Raw genomic sequence first — 15,444 nt, 5'->3', positions numbered from 1 at the left:
ATTCCAAGCCGGCAAGCATACATTTCAACAAAGACTGTTTTTTCATAACCCCATGTTAGATTTATCTGATGATGATCTTTTGACTATAATGTTCTTGTTCCGATGTGATTTTTAATAAATAAATACCTGCTGCTTGTCGCGATAAGTCGAGCTTGCAGCTTGTGGCATTTGGCAACAGGGTGGTTACGGCGGTGCCATCCATTCGGATCACTTTCACCGTTTCTGTTCCCCGCAAATTTTGAATGTTAAATAATCCCGACGATGGATTTGGACTTACGTTAATGGAGGCAGTCTCACCAGCATTTATTGTTGTAATAAAGTCGATAGCTTTGATGGCGGATATTCCATTAGCAACAAACTCCGGAAGCTGCTGCGGAAACATTTCATCAAAAACCACTTCGCATATTTGTTCCTTATCTGAGGCAAAAGCCCAATGCCGAAAAGTAATGGTTTCTTCGGTGTCAAATCCCTCTTTGGCGGAAGTTGTAGCGTCGTCGCCCCAAAGTACCAGTGCATCGGCGCTGCCGGTGAGGGTTACAGCTCCTGCACATTGGCCGGAGGTAGTGAAGGCGCCCAAAATGTCGCCAGGTTCCAACCCATTTACAACAGAGGCGTCTATCCGAATAATGTGCGAAACAGCCGTCGACGAAACGGTTGGCCATCTCTGTGGCACAACAGGATTTAGGTTTTGAGCTTTTAATGATTTACCGGCACAATCCGGAAAAGTAACGGTTACCGGTGCATCGAAATTGGCAAAATAAGCTTTGCCAGGTTGCAGCACCTGCAGGGTATAAACCGAAGCATCTGGCCAGAAAACGTGGATGTCGGCGATACTTTTTACCATTACCACGTTATCAATAACCGGCGACAGCAGCTCGGTGAGGTCAACGTTGCACATGCTCGTTACAGGCAAATAATTCCATCCTGCAGCAAAATTCAGTGTGCCACTGGTAGCAGTGCCTTGCACGGTGAGTTGGCGCGATTGGGCCATCTTTAGTTGTCCGGCGGTGGCAACATCCCATCCTGTAAAAGTGTTGATCTGCATGGCTGGCCAATAGATGGAATTATTGTTTTGTAAAATAATAATATCATTTGCGGAAGCACCAAAAATATCGTTTATCGTGGTTTGTTCCGGCTCGAAAGGCAGCGAGAAACCGCTCCATCCTTCCGGTAGATCAATGGTTGCAGAGAGCGGCGTGTTAAAGCGAACCGTGTAGTCTTCTACTTCTCCATAGTCGAAATTTTCGCAGGGAGTGGGCAAGCCATTGTATTTCATGGAGACACGCATGCGGGTAGTGCCATTGGCAGTGGAGGGAACCACAAACGATCCTGAAACGGCCTGTTTACTCCCCGTGGAAGTAAACACCAGCTCGCCCGCATTATCAAAATCGCCATCTTTGTTGTAATCTATCCAGATGCGCCAGTACTCGTTGTAGGTCCACCACGTGCCAAATTCAGGTGTTAGCGTGAAGTTGATCGTTTCCCCCGGTTCCCAATCCAGCACCAGATTGGTAAAGTCTGTGTAACCCGCGGCTCCCGATGGATTGCTGAAATTGTTGAACTGTGTCTTGCTAATCCATTCTAAAGTGTAAGTGCCTCCAGCCGAGGTGCAGTAACTTATCGGCATCACATCCACGGTCACATAATTTGTTTTTATTTTGGTGCCGGAACCCAAAGCGTTGGAGGCGGTCAAGGATACATCGTAGGTTCCTGGTGTGTCGAAAACTACGATAGGATTGCGTTGTGAAGAAGTGGCCGGAACTGCCCCTTCAAAAGTCCAGTTCCAGGTGTAGGGGAATTGAGTGGAAAGATCAGTAAACTGTACATCAGCGCCTATAAAAACGGTAGTGTTAGCTGTATGAAAATCAACAACCGGCGGAGCAGTGGGCTGCTGCGTGATACCGCTGACGATCATTGAGTAGGCTTGTGAGCCGCCGCTCAACGTGCCGGCATGATTCACAAGTATCGTGTAATACTGGCCTGCGATGGGGTTGTCGATTACGAGATGTTCTACATTGTCCACATAGTTTTTTCCGGAGCGTGTGGCAGCAGCTGACGGGTTGGTGGGATTGAGTTTCCAGGGATACCAGGTGGAGCTGTTGCGCGTTACCCGCAGATCGAGGTCATTGACGATCATCGGATCGAGTGGGTCGAGCTGCGGAGCCACAGGAGTGCCCGGCACATCTGTCCAAACGATGGTTACCATCAGTGGGCCATCGCCCGAAGCCTGCACCGATCGGGTAAAAGTCGCGCCATTGTTGAGGTTGTATTCTTTGATAACAGCGAGCGAGTTGCTCTCGGTAATTTTTTGAGCAGCTTTGTAGGTGTTCAGTAATCCCCAGCCAAACATATAGTCTGGCCCCGAATTGGGACCTGCCTCGTCGGCGGTATTTATTACCAATGCTTTTAGTGTCGCAGCTTTCATCAAGTTGCCTGTGCCGTGTGTGGCCTGGTAATGTTGCTGCAGCAAAATAAGCGAACCGGCAGCGGATGGCCCGGACATAGAGGTACCGCTGAGTGTTTCATAGGCGCTGTTGCTGGCATCATCCGAGGAATAAAGGCCAACACCGTTGGCGACGATGTCGGGCTTTACACGTCCGTCGTCGGCAGGCCCCCATGAGCTGAAAGAGCTCATCACCACGTCGCCGGGCTGGGAGTATCCATTTGGGATATCGTTTACAGCACCAACGGTAAGGATATTTTTGGCTACACCGGCATTGCCGATGCAATCATAAGGGCCATCCTTTGGATAAGCGCCGCCATTCGGACCTTCTCCGCGGTCGTTACCAGCCGACTTGACGATGAGATAATAAGGTGCGTTGCGCGCGATGTAATCCCAGTCGTGGGCTTGTTCATCATAAAATCCAAAGCTGTAATCTTCGAGGGTGCTGATGGATGGATCACCATACCAGGTCCAGCTACCGCCGTTCGATGACCAGCCGTTGAGATAGCCGTAGGAGTGGTTGGATACCAGCGCGCCATTGGCTCCGGCGGCGGCCATCTCTGATTTATCGTTGTCCCAGTCATAAGCGTTGAGGTGGGCGGCGGGTGCCATGCCCTTTGCAGCACTCTGCACGCCCGAAGCTATCATGGTGCCGGCCACGTGTGTCGAGTGATAATGGGTGTTGTATGGATTGTCCACTTGCGTAACGCGACCGCTATATTCCTGATGGTTGGCACGTACGGCACCGGCATCCCACTCGTGCACTGTCATTCCGGCTCCATCCAGCGCAAAACCATAGCCGGCTCCCGGATGTACTTTGTTGGTGGAAGTAGTTTTGGCCGAAGTGGCGTTGTGGGTGGTGTAATAGTAAAGTTGTCCTTCAGCGCCTACCTGCATCAGCTCCATAAAGGTGGTGCCGGTTTCGATGGTAAGCGGGATGTTATTGCGCAAAGCATATTCGGTTGCTTTATTTTTTTCGTTGGTAAAAATGGCCTCTTTCTCAGCCGAAAAAGTCTGCAAAGCTGCACGATTGGCAGGTGTTTGTGAAAATAATAATCCGGGAATTATTATAATGATTGCGGTTGCAACAAGTAATAGTTTGTTCATGATATCAGGTGTTGGTTAAAAATTATTTAGCGTAAGCGGTATCAGTTATTTTCATCAGTAAGATTATCAAAATTATTGTGATACTCGACAAAGTCCTGAAGATTTTCAGGTAAATAATCGTTGATGATGGATTCGACCAGGTTGATGTATTCTGATTTCTTTTCTGAATATCTTTTCAAACCCTTCGTCATGAGCAATGCGTCGGGGTACTTACTTTTGATGCGTAAAGAATGGCGTTGTTTCCTGAGATTTTCGTAAGCAAAACCTGAATTGAGCATATTCAGATATTTGTCCACAGCGTCTTGTGCTGTGGGAAAGGAGCGCACGTAAAAGCTTGGGTTATCGATGTCGCGGGGAGCCATGCCGCAGCCGGGACGGTAGCATCGAATTCCAAAGTAGTTGTTTCCTTGCCGGGCAAATTTGCTTTTTCCCCAGCCCGACTCGACGATAGCCTGCGCCATAACAAGCCTTTCGGGGATATAATCGACGCGGTAGAGCAGGGTGTCTATTTGTGCTTTGTATTCCCGTCGCGTCAGGCTGTCGTTAAAAAAGTTCTCGCCGTAGCCATACTCTTCGGCAAGCTGGTTGATCCAACCGAAGTGATTATTTTTTCGGATGACGTACCGGTAGTCGTTGCGCAGATCGAGCAGGCGCGCTCGGTCGGTCATTACCTTTTTATTAGCTTCTGCGATGCGTGGATAAAATGTCAGGATAAATTGAAGGTTACTTTCGGTGAGATCTTTGGTGGTCCACTCTTCCGGAGAATCAGCCTGGTTGCTGCGTCCACGTTGGCACGACCATTGCGTAAGCACAAAAGCTATCAGAAATAATAAGATGAGCGATTTGTGGTTTAAAAACATAGGCGAACGTTTACATGCAAGCAAAAGTAAATCACAAACTTACAATTTTATTTTTGTGTGATAACCTTTAAAAATGTTTTTTGTTATTTATAGAAAGTAACGCTAATCATGTCAGAAAAACCTTTAAATCGTGAGCTTAATGCGCTGGTGAGCCTTATCGACGAGCCCGATCAAACCATGTTTGATCAGGTGCGCAATAAGATTTTTGCCTACGGACTAGATGCTGTTCCGCTGCTCGAAGAAGCCTGGGATACTAACGCCGACGGGCAGGTGCAAAAGCGTATTGAGACAATTATCCATACCATACAATTCGATCACAATTTTCATCAATTCAACCTTTGGCGCAATACACCCAATCAGGATCTGCTTGCCGGTTTTATTCTGGTAGCCAAATATCAATATCCGGAGCTCAACGAAAAAACCATCACCGACCAGGTTGGTCAGATCATTCAGGATGTGTGGCTCGAAATCAACAACAACCTCACGCCGCTGGAAAAGGTAAAAATTATTAACCATATTTTTTATGACGTGCATGGCTTCCGCGGCAACAAACGTGATATTCAGTCGCCGCAAAATTCGTATGTCAATACGGTACTCGAAACGCGCAAGGCCAACCCGATTTCTTTGAGTATCATTTATATGGTGGTAGCACAAAGTCTAAAAGTGCCGATTTACGGAATCAATCTTCCACAGAATTTTATCCTGGCCTACCTCAACGATTTTGTAACTGACTACTCCACAGTGACGCGTAGGCAGGTTCAGTTTTACCTGAATGTTTTCAACAATGGAGCGGTATTTACCCAGCGCGAGGTAGAGATGTTTTTGCGACAGATCAATCTGGAGCAGGAAGACCGTTATTTTTTGCCTTGCGACAATGTCACCATCATCAGGCGGGTAATGAATAATCTCATTTTTTCTTACGAAAACTCCAGAAATCCCGACAAGGCTGCTGAGCTGAAAAAACTACAGCAGGCGCTGGATTAGTCTTCGAGTTGGGTGTAATCGGGTACCTCTTTTAAAAAATTAAATTGCTGATTTTGCCAATCAATGCGTGCGCAATAGTGCTGCAGGCCGTTGGTTACCACCAGATATTTTACCTGTAGCGCCAGATTGTAACGGCCTATTTGCTCGAACACTTTTTGGTCGATGGCTACCTGCGGCGCTTTGCATTCGACCAGCAGCAAAGGCTTGCCCTGACGACTGTGGACAAGTATATCCGTTCGTTTGGTAAGGCTGTTTAAAGTCAATGATTTTTCTATTGCGATAAGCATTTCAGGCATTTGTTTCTCCGTTACCAGGTAGCGTACAAAGTTTTGGCGCACCCACTCCTCGGGCGTGAGGGCAACCCACAGGCGCCGGATGCTGTCGAAGATTTCGCGACGGCCGTCCTGTTCGCGCAAGCGCAGCGCATATTCTGGCAAGTTGAGCTGTTGAATGTTTTCAGTCATTGGTGCAAAAGTATCTTTTATAGGCGCTTTTCCATTACTTTTGCTGCCAAAATTTAGTTTATGAAGACCAAAAAAGATATCGTTTTAAATTGGCTGCCGCGTTACACCGGGACACAAATTGAAGATTTCGGCAAATACATCCTTCTTGTAAATTTCACCAAATACCTCGAATTGTTTGCTGAGATGAACAACGTAGAGATAAAAGGGCTGGATCGTTCCATGCCCAGCGCTACTGCTGGCGACATTACCATGATAAAATTTGGAATGGGAAGTGCAAACGCCGCTACCATTATGGATTTGCTGAGCGCCATCAAACCCAAAGCCGCTCTGTTTTTGGGAAAATGTGGCGGGCTGAAAAAGAAAAACCAGCTGGGCGACCTGATCCTTCCCATCGCAGCCATCCGAGGCGATGGTGTTTCCAACGATTACTTCCCGATAGAAGTGCCAGCGCTGCCTGCCTTTAACCTGCAAAAAGCTATCTCCACCGCCATCCGCGAGCATGGCCGCGACTACTGGACCGGGACAGTATATACCACCAACCGCCGCGTGTGGGAGCACGACGACAAGGTGAAAAAACACCTGCGCAAAACACGCAGCATGGCCATCGACCTGGAAACAGCTACCATTTTTATAGTAGGCTTTGCCAACGAAATTCCTACCGGCGCACTGCTGCTGGTATCCGACCAGCCCATGATTTCTACCGGCGTAAAAACCGAATCCAGCGATCAGCTCGTCACCGACCGTTTCCTTAACGACCACCTTCTTATCGGCATCGATTCACTGAAGCAACTCATCGAAAACCGTCAGACCGTTAAACACCTGCGGTTTTAAAAAATATCTTTTTGTAATGGATTTTGGAACTATCGTCGAACGTATCAAAAAAAAGATTTTCGACCCGGTATATTTTTTAACCGGCGATGAGCCTTTTTTTATCGATAAGATCAGTCGCATGCTCGAAGATGAGGTGCTCACCGACGATGAGAAGAGCTTTAACCTCACCGTGCTCTACGGCCTCGAAACTACCGAAGACCAGATAGTTTCGTATGCCAAGGAATACCCCGCTATGGCCAGCCACCGCGTGGTGATTGTGCGCGAAGCACAGCATCTGCGTCAGCTTGCCGACAGCAAAAGCCTGCTGGCTTACCTGCAAAAGCCGGTTCCTTCGACGGTTTTGGTTTTTGATTATAAATACAAAAAAGTTGATGCCCGAACCAAATTGGGAAAACTGCTCAAAAGCAACACAGTGTTTTTTGAATCGAAGCAGCTCTATGAAAACCAGGTGCCCGACTTTATTCAAAAGCAAATAACTGCCCGTGGATTCACTTTATCACCATCAGTAACCCAACTCCTGGCAGTGAGCCTCGGAACCAATCTTAGTAAAATAGAAAATGAGATAGGTAAGCTGGTGCTAAATCTGGAGACGGGAGCGGAAATTACGGCTGAAAATGTGGAACAAAATATCGGTATCAGCAAGGACTACAATATTTTTGAATTGCAAAATGCGCTGGGAAAGCGCGACTTTCCGCGCGCCATCAGCATTGTTAATTACTTTGGCAGCAACCCCAAAGAGTTTTCGGCAGTATTCGTGCTGGTGATGCTTTTTGCCTATTTCCGCAAGGTGTTTCATTACCAGTTTCTAAAAGATAAAAGTCAGAGGAATGCCGCTTCACAGTTATCTGTAAGTCCTTTTTTTGTACAAGATTATCAGCAGGCAGCTAAAAATTATACCACCACACAGGTGCGCTGCGTACTTGGGTTGCTGCGCCAGTACGACCAGATGGCCAAAGGCGTCGACAGTGCGGCGGTGCAGGATGGCGAGCTGCTGCGCGAGCTCGTTTATAAAATTATAATGATCCGGTAGGATTAGGGCTGAAGGCCGCCGACTGAGACTGGGTGTTTAGACGAGGCTGTACCCCGTCCTGTTTATTTTTACAGGCTTTGCCTGTTTTTCATTACGCTCTTATTTTATAAAAAAGCAGGCACAGCCTGCAAGAATAGATACGGCTTAGATAAAACCTAATCCGAACACATGAATTGAGAGCTAAAGATGGTTTTACACAAAATCCAAACCTGGCTGCACCAAAAGCTGGCGGGTAGTAAGCTCGAAAGCCAGTAGATTTCCCATTCCATTATTACCACTCAAATAACAGCCGTTGTCGAGCGGGATGTATTTACTTGTTTCGTCGGCTATCTGGCTTTGGATAAAAGAAAGGCTCACAGGCACGTGGCCATGAACTACAACGCGCCCTCCAATTTTTTCGGGGTTTGCTACAAACGACCGGCTCCAGAGCATGGCATGCTTATCCTCCAGCGGATCGCGTCGCTCAAAGTTGAGCCCGGCATGGACGAAGAGGAAATTCTCCTGCTGTGCAAAAAGCTGCAGGCTGTCAAACCAATCCAAATAAATCTGAGGCAACTGTCGCGGATGTTTTATGCCAAAGCTCTGCAGGGTGTTGTTGCCGCCATGTCGCTGCCACTTGTCGAAGAGATGGTTTTTCTTTAGTTTGGAAAAGAAACCTTTCTGCAGCTCTTTGTCTTTTTCGTTGGCCAACAGCAGATACTCTTCGTGGTTGCCTCGCAGGGCAATCATCTGCTGACCATCGGCCTGAAGTTGCATAAGATAATCAACCACACCTTTGGAGTCAGGCCCGCGGTCGATGTAGTCGCCCAAGAATATCAGCAAATCATCCCTGAAGGGCTGTATTTGTCGTTCCAGCAGAACCTTTAGTGTTTTCGCACATCCGTGGATGTCGGGGATAACCCACTTTTTCATTTAATAATTATTTAAAAAAAAACAAAAATACAATGAAATTTTGGCAAAACAACCCGCAAAACAAAGCCTTCTTGTTGATTGTTCCATCATGAAAAGCTAATTTTGCACACTTAAAGGCTAAAATCACTAGATTGTTGTTTATTTGATAGATTTAAAATTAAGAACATATGACACACGATAGTAATAGAAAAGTATTATTAATGATCCTTGACGGATGGGGAAAAGGGGACAAATCGAGAGCTGATGCGATTTTTAACGGAAAAACGCCTTACATCGACGGCCTGATGAAAAAATATCCAAACGCTGAATTGCTGACCAGCGGTGAAAACGTTGGCCTGCCCGACGGACAAATGGGAAACTCGGAAGTTGGCCACCTCAATATTGGTGCCGGGAGGATTATTTACCAGGATTTGGTGAGGATCAATCTGGCAGTAAAAGATAATTCGATAGCAAAGAATCCACAGCTGGTAAAAGCATTTACCTATGCAAAAGAAAATAACAAAGCTGTTCATTTCCTCGGGTTGGTTTCTGATGGCGGCGTACATTCAATGGATACGCACCTTTATAAACTTTGCGATTTAACCATGGATTACGGATTGGAAAATGTTTTTATTCATGCTCTCACTGATGGCCGCGATACCGATCCAAAAAGTGGAAAAGGATTTGTAAAAAACCTACTCAATCATCTGCAGCATTCAAATGGACAGATAGCCTCACTTACTGGTCGCTACTATACTATGGATCGGGACAAGCGTTGGGAAAGGATAAAAATGGGTTACGATCTGATGGTGAATGGGCAAGGCAAACATTCAACTGATATTCTACAGTCGATGCAGGAATCGTACGATGAAGCTGTGACGGATGAATTCATCAAACCTATAGTTATGGTCGATGGAAATGACAAGCCCATTGGCGAAATCAAAGAAGATGATGTGGTGATTTGTTTTAATTTCAGGACTGACAGGCTACGCCAGATTACAACTGCACTTACACAGAAGAACTTACCAGAACATGGCATGCACACCCTCGATTTGCAATATTATACCATGGCCAATTACGATGATTCTTTTAAGGGTATCAATGTAATTTATGATAAAGACAATGTGGAGAATACGATTGGGGCAGTGGTGTCAGCCGCTGGCAAAAAACAAATCAGGATAGCCGAAACCGAAAAATATGCCCATGTTACCTTTTTCTTTTCGGGGGGCAGGGAGCAAGAGTTTGAAGGTGAAAAACGCATTTTAATACAGTCGCCCAAAGTAGCCACCTATGATTTGCAACCCGAAATGAGTGCTTTCCTCGTAAAGGATGCTATAGTGGAAGAGCTGAAAAAACAGGAGGTCGATTTTGTATGCCTCAATTTTGCCAATGGCGATATGGTAGGGCACACCGGAGTTTATGAAGCCATTTTAAAGGCCGTTGCCACTGTTGATCAATGTGTGCATGAAGTTGTTGATGCAGCAAAAGCAAATGGTTATGAAGTATTGATTATTGCTGACCATGGCAACGCCGACAATGCCGTTAATCCTGATGGTTCGCCCAATACGGCGCACTCGCTTAATCCCGTGCCATGTATCCTGGTTTCCGAAAGGTATAAAAAAATCAGCAACGGAATCCTTGCCGATATAGCCCCAACCATCCTGGCGCTGATGGGCATGGATATTCCAAAGGAGATGACCGGGAAGGTTTTATTCCAATAATATTTTTGTGTTTTTTTTACCGTGTGGTGACGATTTTTCCGTTTACCACACCTTGGTCTGTTTTGATGGTAACGAAATAAACGCCCGGTTTCCAGGATGAAACATCCACTACAATGGTTTCATTCACCACATTGTAATTTTGGTCAAACACCTTTTTGCCGCCCTCGTCGGTGATGGATATTTTTTTGATTTTGAGATCAGGAACAAAAATATGCACCGCTTTGGTTGCCGGGTTTGGATAGATATTTATTGTTTGGATGTCCGGCTCATCAGCCGAAAGTGAAAGGTAATCGAGACTTGCCAGAAGCCAGCGTTCCGGATCAAAGCTGGCCGAAATCATTTCAAAGCCGGGATTCTCAAAAATAAATTCCTGCCCCGAAAACTGTGGATCACAGCGGTAAACGATGCTGTCGGTAGTACCGTAAACTGTAACCGGCACTGGTATTTCATAAAAATCTACCGACGGGTGTGACTGCTGCTGATGGATGATGATTTTTATCTTACCATCCTCGAGCTGCGTCAAGTTGATGCCATAGCGCGGATACCCTTCGCCATAATACCAATCGTCAAAAAACTCGGTTAAGTCAATTCCGCTGGTACTTTGCAGATGATAAATTAAATCCTGCAGCGTGGCAAAGCGATAGGCCAGCGCCGGGTCGGCTACATAATTGCGCAAAGCTGTAAAAAACGCTTCGTCGCCTATCTTCCAGCGCAGCATGTGCAGCAACATCGCAGCTTTGTAATACGACAGTCGCGCGCTGAAAAGCCTGCTGATGTCGGCGGTATCTTCTACGAAAACCGATCCGTCGGGGGCAGAGAGCACCGAGTTGATGGTATTGCTTTTCCAGATGTCCCAGTAGTAGCCATCGTACATCTCCTCGAAGGTGAGGCCGGTGGCATAGGTGGCAAAGGCTTCGTTGAGAAAAATATGCTGCCAGGAACCCAGGGTGATCTTGTTGCCAAACCAGGAGTGCGCCAGCTCGTGTGAGCGCAGGTCGTGGCCAAAGCCGCCCATAAAACTCATCGTTTGGTGTTCCATGCCGCCCGGCCACGAAAACTGTGCATGGCCATATTTTTCGCCAGCGAATGGATACGGCCCAAAGAGGCTGTCGTAGATGCGGATCATTTCGTCAGTGTTGCCGCTTTCTAAAAGGCCTATGGCGGAATCTTCGGGATAAAAGTAGTTGATGAGAGGCAGGGTGTCGCCGGCAGAGATGGTGTATTTTGTAAATCTGGCATAGTTGGTCACTGCGATTGCCACCAGATAGCTCGCGATGGGATAGCGATGCTGCCAGTGGAAGGTAGCCATTCCATTGGTGCTGGTTTCGCTTATCAGCATGCCATTGCTTGCCACCCGGTAAGTGACGGGCGTGGTAACAATTATGTCTATCGAATCGATCTTGTCGGTGAGGTCGTTTTTTCCGGGCCACCATTCTTTGGCGCCATAAGGTTCGGAAAGTGTCCAGATTACAGGCACTTCGTTGTGATAAGCCTGTTCAAAGGCGCCAAATCCCTGTCCTTGCTGCGGGGCACCCTGATAGAAAATCTGAATAGAATCTGTTGTGCCACCAGGCAGTGTTTCAGGTAGCATTATTTTAAAAAGATATTCCGACAAATATTCATGTGCAATCGGCTCTCCATGATAGATGATCGAATCGATTGTCATAATATTGTTAAGTTTCAGGGTGATCTCTTGCACAGCATCGGCAAGCGTAACGAAAGTATGTGTTACGCTTCCGCTGATGTAAATCACTGCCGGATCGAGCTGCCACCGGAAGCAGGTGTGGATGATGTCGATATTTTCGCCTGCAGGCACTGCGTCCGTCTGCGCCTCAAAAGAAAAGCGGCGGCTTTCGGCTTTGGCTATTGCTTCGGTATTATCTTCAAACGGCCGCAGCTGTGCCGCCATTGGGATTGCATAAAGCAGTAAAATAAAAAACAAGATTGTGGCAGATAATTTCATAGGTCTTCTTTTTTTTCATTAACAACAAAAAACAAAAAAGGATGCTAATGAAGCATTTTTCATGAATCAGGCGTAATGGTAAATTCATACCCAATTAATAATTGGCTAAATTACATAATAACGGAATGAAGACTTTTGAAAAATTTATAGAACCGGATGGTGGCAATCAAGGCGGGGCAGCGATTAATACAGCTTGTAACTCACACCCGTGAACCAACTCAGCGAGTAGGGGTGATAGCCGAGGTTGTTGGAGTTGTTTACCGGCGTAAGTGAATATTTGAAGGAGGGCGCCAGATTGACGGATACTTTCTTGCTGATGGCATATTCCATCCCGATTCCCAGCACACTGTTGTAAATCATGGGCTGAATATTTTCGGTGGTTCCGGTTTGCATCTTATGCCCTTCAAACTCAAAGTAGGAGCGGTTGTTCACGAGTATTCCGGGGCTGATACCTCCCATGAGATTTATTTCAAATCTTTTGTCCAGCAGCTTGTATTTCAATACAAGCGGCACCTCCAGGTAGTCGAGGTTTTGCACAAAACTGCTGTTGGCAACGTAGTCGCCGGGAATTTCATCTTTGGCGCTGGCTGTCAGTTCGGCAAGTACCGGTGAAAACTGCACAGGATTTACCGATACAGAGCCTGTGGAAGTGGCCAGTTTGTACATGCCATGGCCGTCGGGATCGTTGTAAGCCAGTACCGACTCGTTTTGCTGGCCGATGCGCGAAAGGTAAAGCCCGGAAGCTATCGTCAGGCGTTCGCCCAACTGATAGTCCAAGCTGATGCCGCCACCAACGGACATGATGCCCGATTCCATTTCGTTAAAATATTCGGTTCCTACTTTTTCCTTAGGGGTAGAATACGCATCCCCAGTGAGCGTGCGGTATGAATAGGAAGGCGAAAGTTGCCCGCCGATGCTCCACCCTTTTGGGGCAGTGTTTTCTTCGGTGGTTTGATTCTCATAGGCAAACGCATCTTCGCCCAGCAGCAGGCGCTGCAGCATCTCATCGTCCATCAGTATCACCGGGTCATCTGTGGGCATTTGATAATTGTCAAACAAAAAAGCATAATGCTCCGTGGCGCTTGCGGGTAGCATGACGGGCTGTCGCAGTTGCGTGTGTGGCGGGGTGATGATGATATTTTTTCCGGACAATGCCACTTTCAACGGGATGAGCTGCGACAAAGCTGCTTTTGTAAGTGAATGTCCTTCTGGTGTTTTATTATAAAAATCTGTTTCAGCTTGACCGGAACCTGCATTGGCAGTAGCAATTCTTTGCCTTTCGGCAGATGTTGCAGATGAATTTTTTTCGGTAGAAACTTCAGAAGCTATCGTAACATTACCATCAATAGCCTTAGTTTTCGGATTGTCGGCATTGGGTTTGACAATTACAGTGGATACCTCTGCCTGTGTGCGCAAGTTGTTGTCACGATAATAATCCGACCAGAAAAAGCCTGCGCCAAAAGCGAGCATCACTAATACGGCAGCGGCCGCAGCGCGCGGAATCCAGAGCATACGGCGCCGAGCTGGCTTGTGCAGCGTTTCCTCAAGCCGCAACCAGCCGTCGGCAGGAGCCGCAACTTTATGTCCCTGCAACTTCTCGCGGAAGAGCTTGTCGATATTATGACTGTTATCAGACATTTATTTGTGATGATGATAAATAAAAATATTCCTTCACCCTTTTTTGAAGTATTAACCTTGCCCGTGACAAATTCGATTTGGAGGTGCCTTCAGAAATCCCAAGCTTTTCGGCGATTTCTTTGTGCGAATAACCTTCCAAAGCATACAAGTTGAAAACCATGCGGTACTGTGGTGTCAGCTCTTGGATGAGTTGCATCAGGTCGTCGGCAGTGATGTTGCTGATGATGTCCTCGCGGTCGCTGTCTTCGTAGCGGCTGATGTCGTCGCCATCGGTAACATACATCAGGTTTTTGCGCCGGTATTTCTCCAGCGCGGTGTTGATGAGTATGCGACGTATCCATCCTTTGAGCGATCCGGAGCCTTTAAATCCTGCGATGTTTTGAAACACCTTTAGGAAACCTTCGTGGAGCGTATCTTCGGCTTCGTCGCGTGTAGGCGAGTAGTAAATGCATACAGCAAACATCTCGTCGGCAAACATGTCGTAAAGCGCTTGCTGCGAACGGCTGTTGCCGCGGATACATCCATCGATGATTTTTTGTAAATCCAAAATTGGCAGTTGACAGATAGTTTGTTACACGCTGGTTGGCGTCAAACAAAGTTATTCAAATACTTCAAAGAACGGTTTTTAAAGTCAATTATTAGACGTTCAACTTCAAAAATAGGTTGCGTGGATGGGGATATTTGTTCGTTGTTCCCTTCGGCTACGCTCAGGGTAAATGTTGTTCCCTTCGACTTCGCTTCTTGCAAATGTGAGGTTTTTAAAAAAAATCCCACAGTGTTACTCTGTGTAAAACATGGTGTAACACTGTGTAACTATACGTTTAGGAAATCTTACAGTATTAATAATTCATCACGAGCATCGTTTACTGCTGATGGTTTCAAAAAATCCGCGATCATTTTTTAAAAAGCTACGCAACCATTTTTTAAGTGTTGCCGTCTTAGCGGTATAATCTGAAATGTATTTTTTTATGAAAAGTATTCGCACCTTCATCTTGTCCTTCGGAAAATTCAACCTGCTCGAATCCAAGTCTATTTTCTATTTCCTGCTGTTTGCCTTTATCATCTTGCTCATTGCCACCGAAAGCGTGATTAAAAATACTTTTCTCCCGCTCTAAAAATATGAATGATTGGTTTTTTCATGAATAGCTTTTTGAGTTAGTTAAATTAATTTGATTTAGTGAAAAAAAGCCGCCCGGCATAAAGCTGGGCGGCTTTGTTATTTTTGGATATTATCCAAATGAAAAATCCCAAAAAGCAAAAAGGCAAGTTCCAAATAAATCTCAAATTCCAAAAGCCCAAACCGTTAAGCGTATTTGAAATTTGATGGTTGGGATTTACTGTAACTATTTAAGGGCTTTTTCACCAGCTCTTTTTGAAATAGCAACTTCCTAAGACCCCCTCTAAATCCTCCGTCAGCCAACGGCGAGGATGCCTGCGCACTAGCCGCTGTTGTGGCTTGTGCGGCTGGCCTCCCTTCTCCTAAAGGGGAAGGGGCGGGGATGGGGTCATGAT

At 46.4% G+C, this 15,444-nt stretch carries 12 protein-coding genes; 5 read left to right on the top strand and 7 right to left on the bottom strand.

Features of this window, described 5'->3' with window-relative positions; all coding sequences use genetic code 11:
- Positions 1 to 61 precede the first annotated feature (61 nt).
- The gene (locus VFC92_11220; GenBank protein HZK08759.1) at positions 62 to 3,550 is read right to left on the bottom strand and encodes a S8 family serine peptidase; all 3,489 of its coding nucleotides are present in this window, start codon (positions 3,548 to 3,550) and stop codon (positions 62 to 64) included.
- A 41-nt stretch (positions 3,551 to 3,591) separates the two neighbouring features.
- Positions 3,592 to 4,410 carry a glucosaminidase domain-containing protein gene (locus VFC92_11215; protein HZK08758.1) on the bottom strand — a complete coding sequence of 273 codons (819 nt, stop codon included), beginning with the start codon at positions 4,408 to 4,410 and terminating at the stop codon, positions 3,592 to 3,594.
- Between the two features lie 108 nt (positions 4,411 to 4,518).
- Here VFC92_11215 and VFC92_11210 point away from each other — a divergent pair, with 108 nt between their 5' ends.
- Complete coding sequence (locus VFC92_11210; GenBank protein HZK08757.1) at positions 4,519 to 5,394, top strand: transglutaminase-like domain-containing protein; 876 nt, start codon at positions 4,519 to 4,521, stop codon at positions 5,392 to 5,394.
- On the opposite strand, the gene VFC92_11205 is transcribed toward VFC92_11210, so the two are convergent.
- Positions 5,391 to 5,858, bottom strand: coding sequence for a type I restriction enzyme HsdR N-terminal domain-containing protein (locus VFC92_11205; protein HZK08756.1), 468 nt, complete (start codon positions 5,856 to 5,858; stop codon positions 5,391 to 5,393). The two genes, VFC92_11210 and VFC92_11205, sit on opposite strands and share 4 nt — an antisense overlap.
- A 60-nt stretch (positions 5,859 to 5,918) precedes the next feature.
- Between VFC92_11205 and VFC92_11200 the strand changes: the two genes are divergently transcribed.
- Together VFC92_11200 and holA are read left to right on the top strand one after the other, a co-directional pair.
- Positions 5,919 to 6,689: an AMP nucleosidase gene (locus VFC92_11200; protein HZK08755.1), complete on the top strand. Its 771-nt coding sequence runs from the start codon at positions 5,919 to 5,921 to the stop codon at positions 6,687 to 6,689.
- Positions 6,690 to 6,705: 16 nt separating this feature from the next.
- Entirely contained in the window at positions 6,706 to 7,719 is a 1,014-nt protein-coding gene (gene holA, locus VFC92_11195; GenBank protein ID HZK08754.1) for a DNA polymerase III subunit delta, read from the top strand.
- A gap of 192 nt (positions 7,720 to 7,911) precedes the next feature.
- Here holA and VFC92_11190 read toward each other — a convergent pair whose 3' ends face one another.
- A complete protein-coding gene (locus VFC92_11190) occupies positions 7,912 to 8,631 on the bottom strand; it encodes a metallophosphoesterase family protein (protein HZK08753.1) in 720 nt (239 codons plus the stop codon).
- Between the two features lie 167 nt (positions 8,632 to 8,798).
- Here VFC92_11190 and gpmI point away from each other — a divergent pair, with 167 nt between their 5' ends.
- Positions 8,799 to 10,331 (top strand): 2,3-bisphosphoglycerate-independent phosphoglycerate mutase, encoded by a 1,533-nt coding sequence (gene gpmI, locus VFC92_11185; GenBank protein HZK08752.1) that lies wholly within the window; start codon positions 8,799 to 8,801, stop codon positions 10,329 to 10,331.
- Between the two features lie 16 nt (positions 10,332 to 10,347).
- Here the strand turns inward: gpmI and VFC92_11180 are convergent, their stop codons facing one another.
- The 3 genes from VFC92_11180 to VFC92_11170 form a co-directional block, all read right to left on the bottom strand.
- Entirely contained in the window at positions 10,348 to 12,294 is a 1,947-nt protein-coding gene (locus VFC92_11180; GenBank protein HZK08751.1) for a M1 family aminopeptidase, read from the bottom strand.
- A gap of 183 nt (positions 12,295 to 12,477) precedes the next feature.
- Positions 12,478 to 13,932 carry an outer membrane beta-barrel protein gene (locus VFC92_11175; GenBank protein ID HZK08750.1) on the bottom strand — a complete coding sequence of 485 codons (1,455 nt, stop codon included), beginning with the start codon at positions 13,930 to 13,932 and terminating at the stop codon, positions 12,478 to 12,480.
- Positions 13,925 to 14,479, bottom strand: a complete 555-nt coding sequence (locus tag VFC92_11170) for an RNA polymerase sigma factor (GenBank protein ID HZK08749.1) — start codon at positions 14,477 to 14,479, stop codon at positions 13,925 to 13,927. The genes VFC92_11175 and VFC92_11170 overlap by 8 nt, the downstream gene beginning before the upstream one ends.
- A 421-nt stretch (positions 14,480 to 14,900) precedes the next feature.
- On the opposite strand from VFC92_11170, the gene VFC92_11165 reads away from it, so the two are divergent.
- Positions 14,901 to 15,047 (top strand): hypothetical protein, encoded by a 147-nt coding sequence (locus VFC92_11165; GenBank protein HZK08748.1) that lies wholly within the window; start codon positions 14,901 to 14,903, stop codon positions 15,045 to 15,047.
- The last annotated feature ends 397 nt before the right edge of the window (positions 15,048 to 15,444 follow it).

Source organism: Bacteroidales bacterium (assembly GCA_035647615.1).
Classification (GTDB): Bacteria; Bacteroidota; Bacteroidia; order Bacteroidales; family 4484-276; genus SABY01.
This window is presented reverse-complemented; position numbering and strand designations above follow the sequence as displayed.

Coding starts and splice junctions, on each gene's coding strand:
- VFC92_11220 (HZK08759.1), bottom strand. CDS start 3,550: ATGAACAAACTATTACTTGTTGCAACCGCAATCATTATAATAATTCCC.
- VFC92_11215 (HZK08758.1), bottom strand. CDS start 4,410: ATGTTTTTAAACCACAAATCGCTCATCTTATTATTTCTGATAGCTTTT.
- VFC92_11210 (HZK08757.1), top strand. CDS start 4,519: ATGTCAGAAAAACCTTTAAATCGTGAGCTTAATGCGCTGGTGAGCCTT.
- VFC92_11205 (HZK08756.1), bottom strand. CDS start 5,858: ATGACTGAAAACATTCAACAGCTCAACTTGCCAGAATATGCGCTGCGC.
- VFC92_11200 (HZK08755.1), top strand. CDS start 5,919: ATGAAGACCAAAAAAGATATCGTTTTAAATTGGCTGCCGCGTTACACC.
- holA (HZK08754.1), top strand. CDS start 6,706: ATGGATTTTGGAACTATCGTCGAACGTATCAAAAAAAAGATTTTCGAC.
- VFC92_11190 (HZK08753.1), bottom strand. CDS start 8,631: ATGAAAAAGTGGGTTATCCCCGACATCCACGGATGTGCGAAAACACTA.
- gpmI (HZK08752.1), top strand. CDS start 8,799: ATGACACACGATAGTAATAGAAAAGTATTATTAATGATCCTTGACGGA.
- VFC92_11180 (HZK08751.1), bottom strand. CDS start 12,294: ATGAAATTATCTGCCACAATCTTGTTTTTTATTTTACTGCTTTATGCA.
- VFC92_11175 (HZK08750.1), bottom strand. CDS start 13,932: ATGTCTGATAACAGTCATAATATCGACAAGCTCTTCCGCGAGAAGTTG.
- VFC92_11165 (HZK08748.1), top strand. CDS start 14,901: ATGAAAAGTATTCGCACCTTCATCTTGTCCTTCGGAAAATTCAACCTG.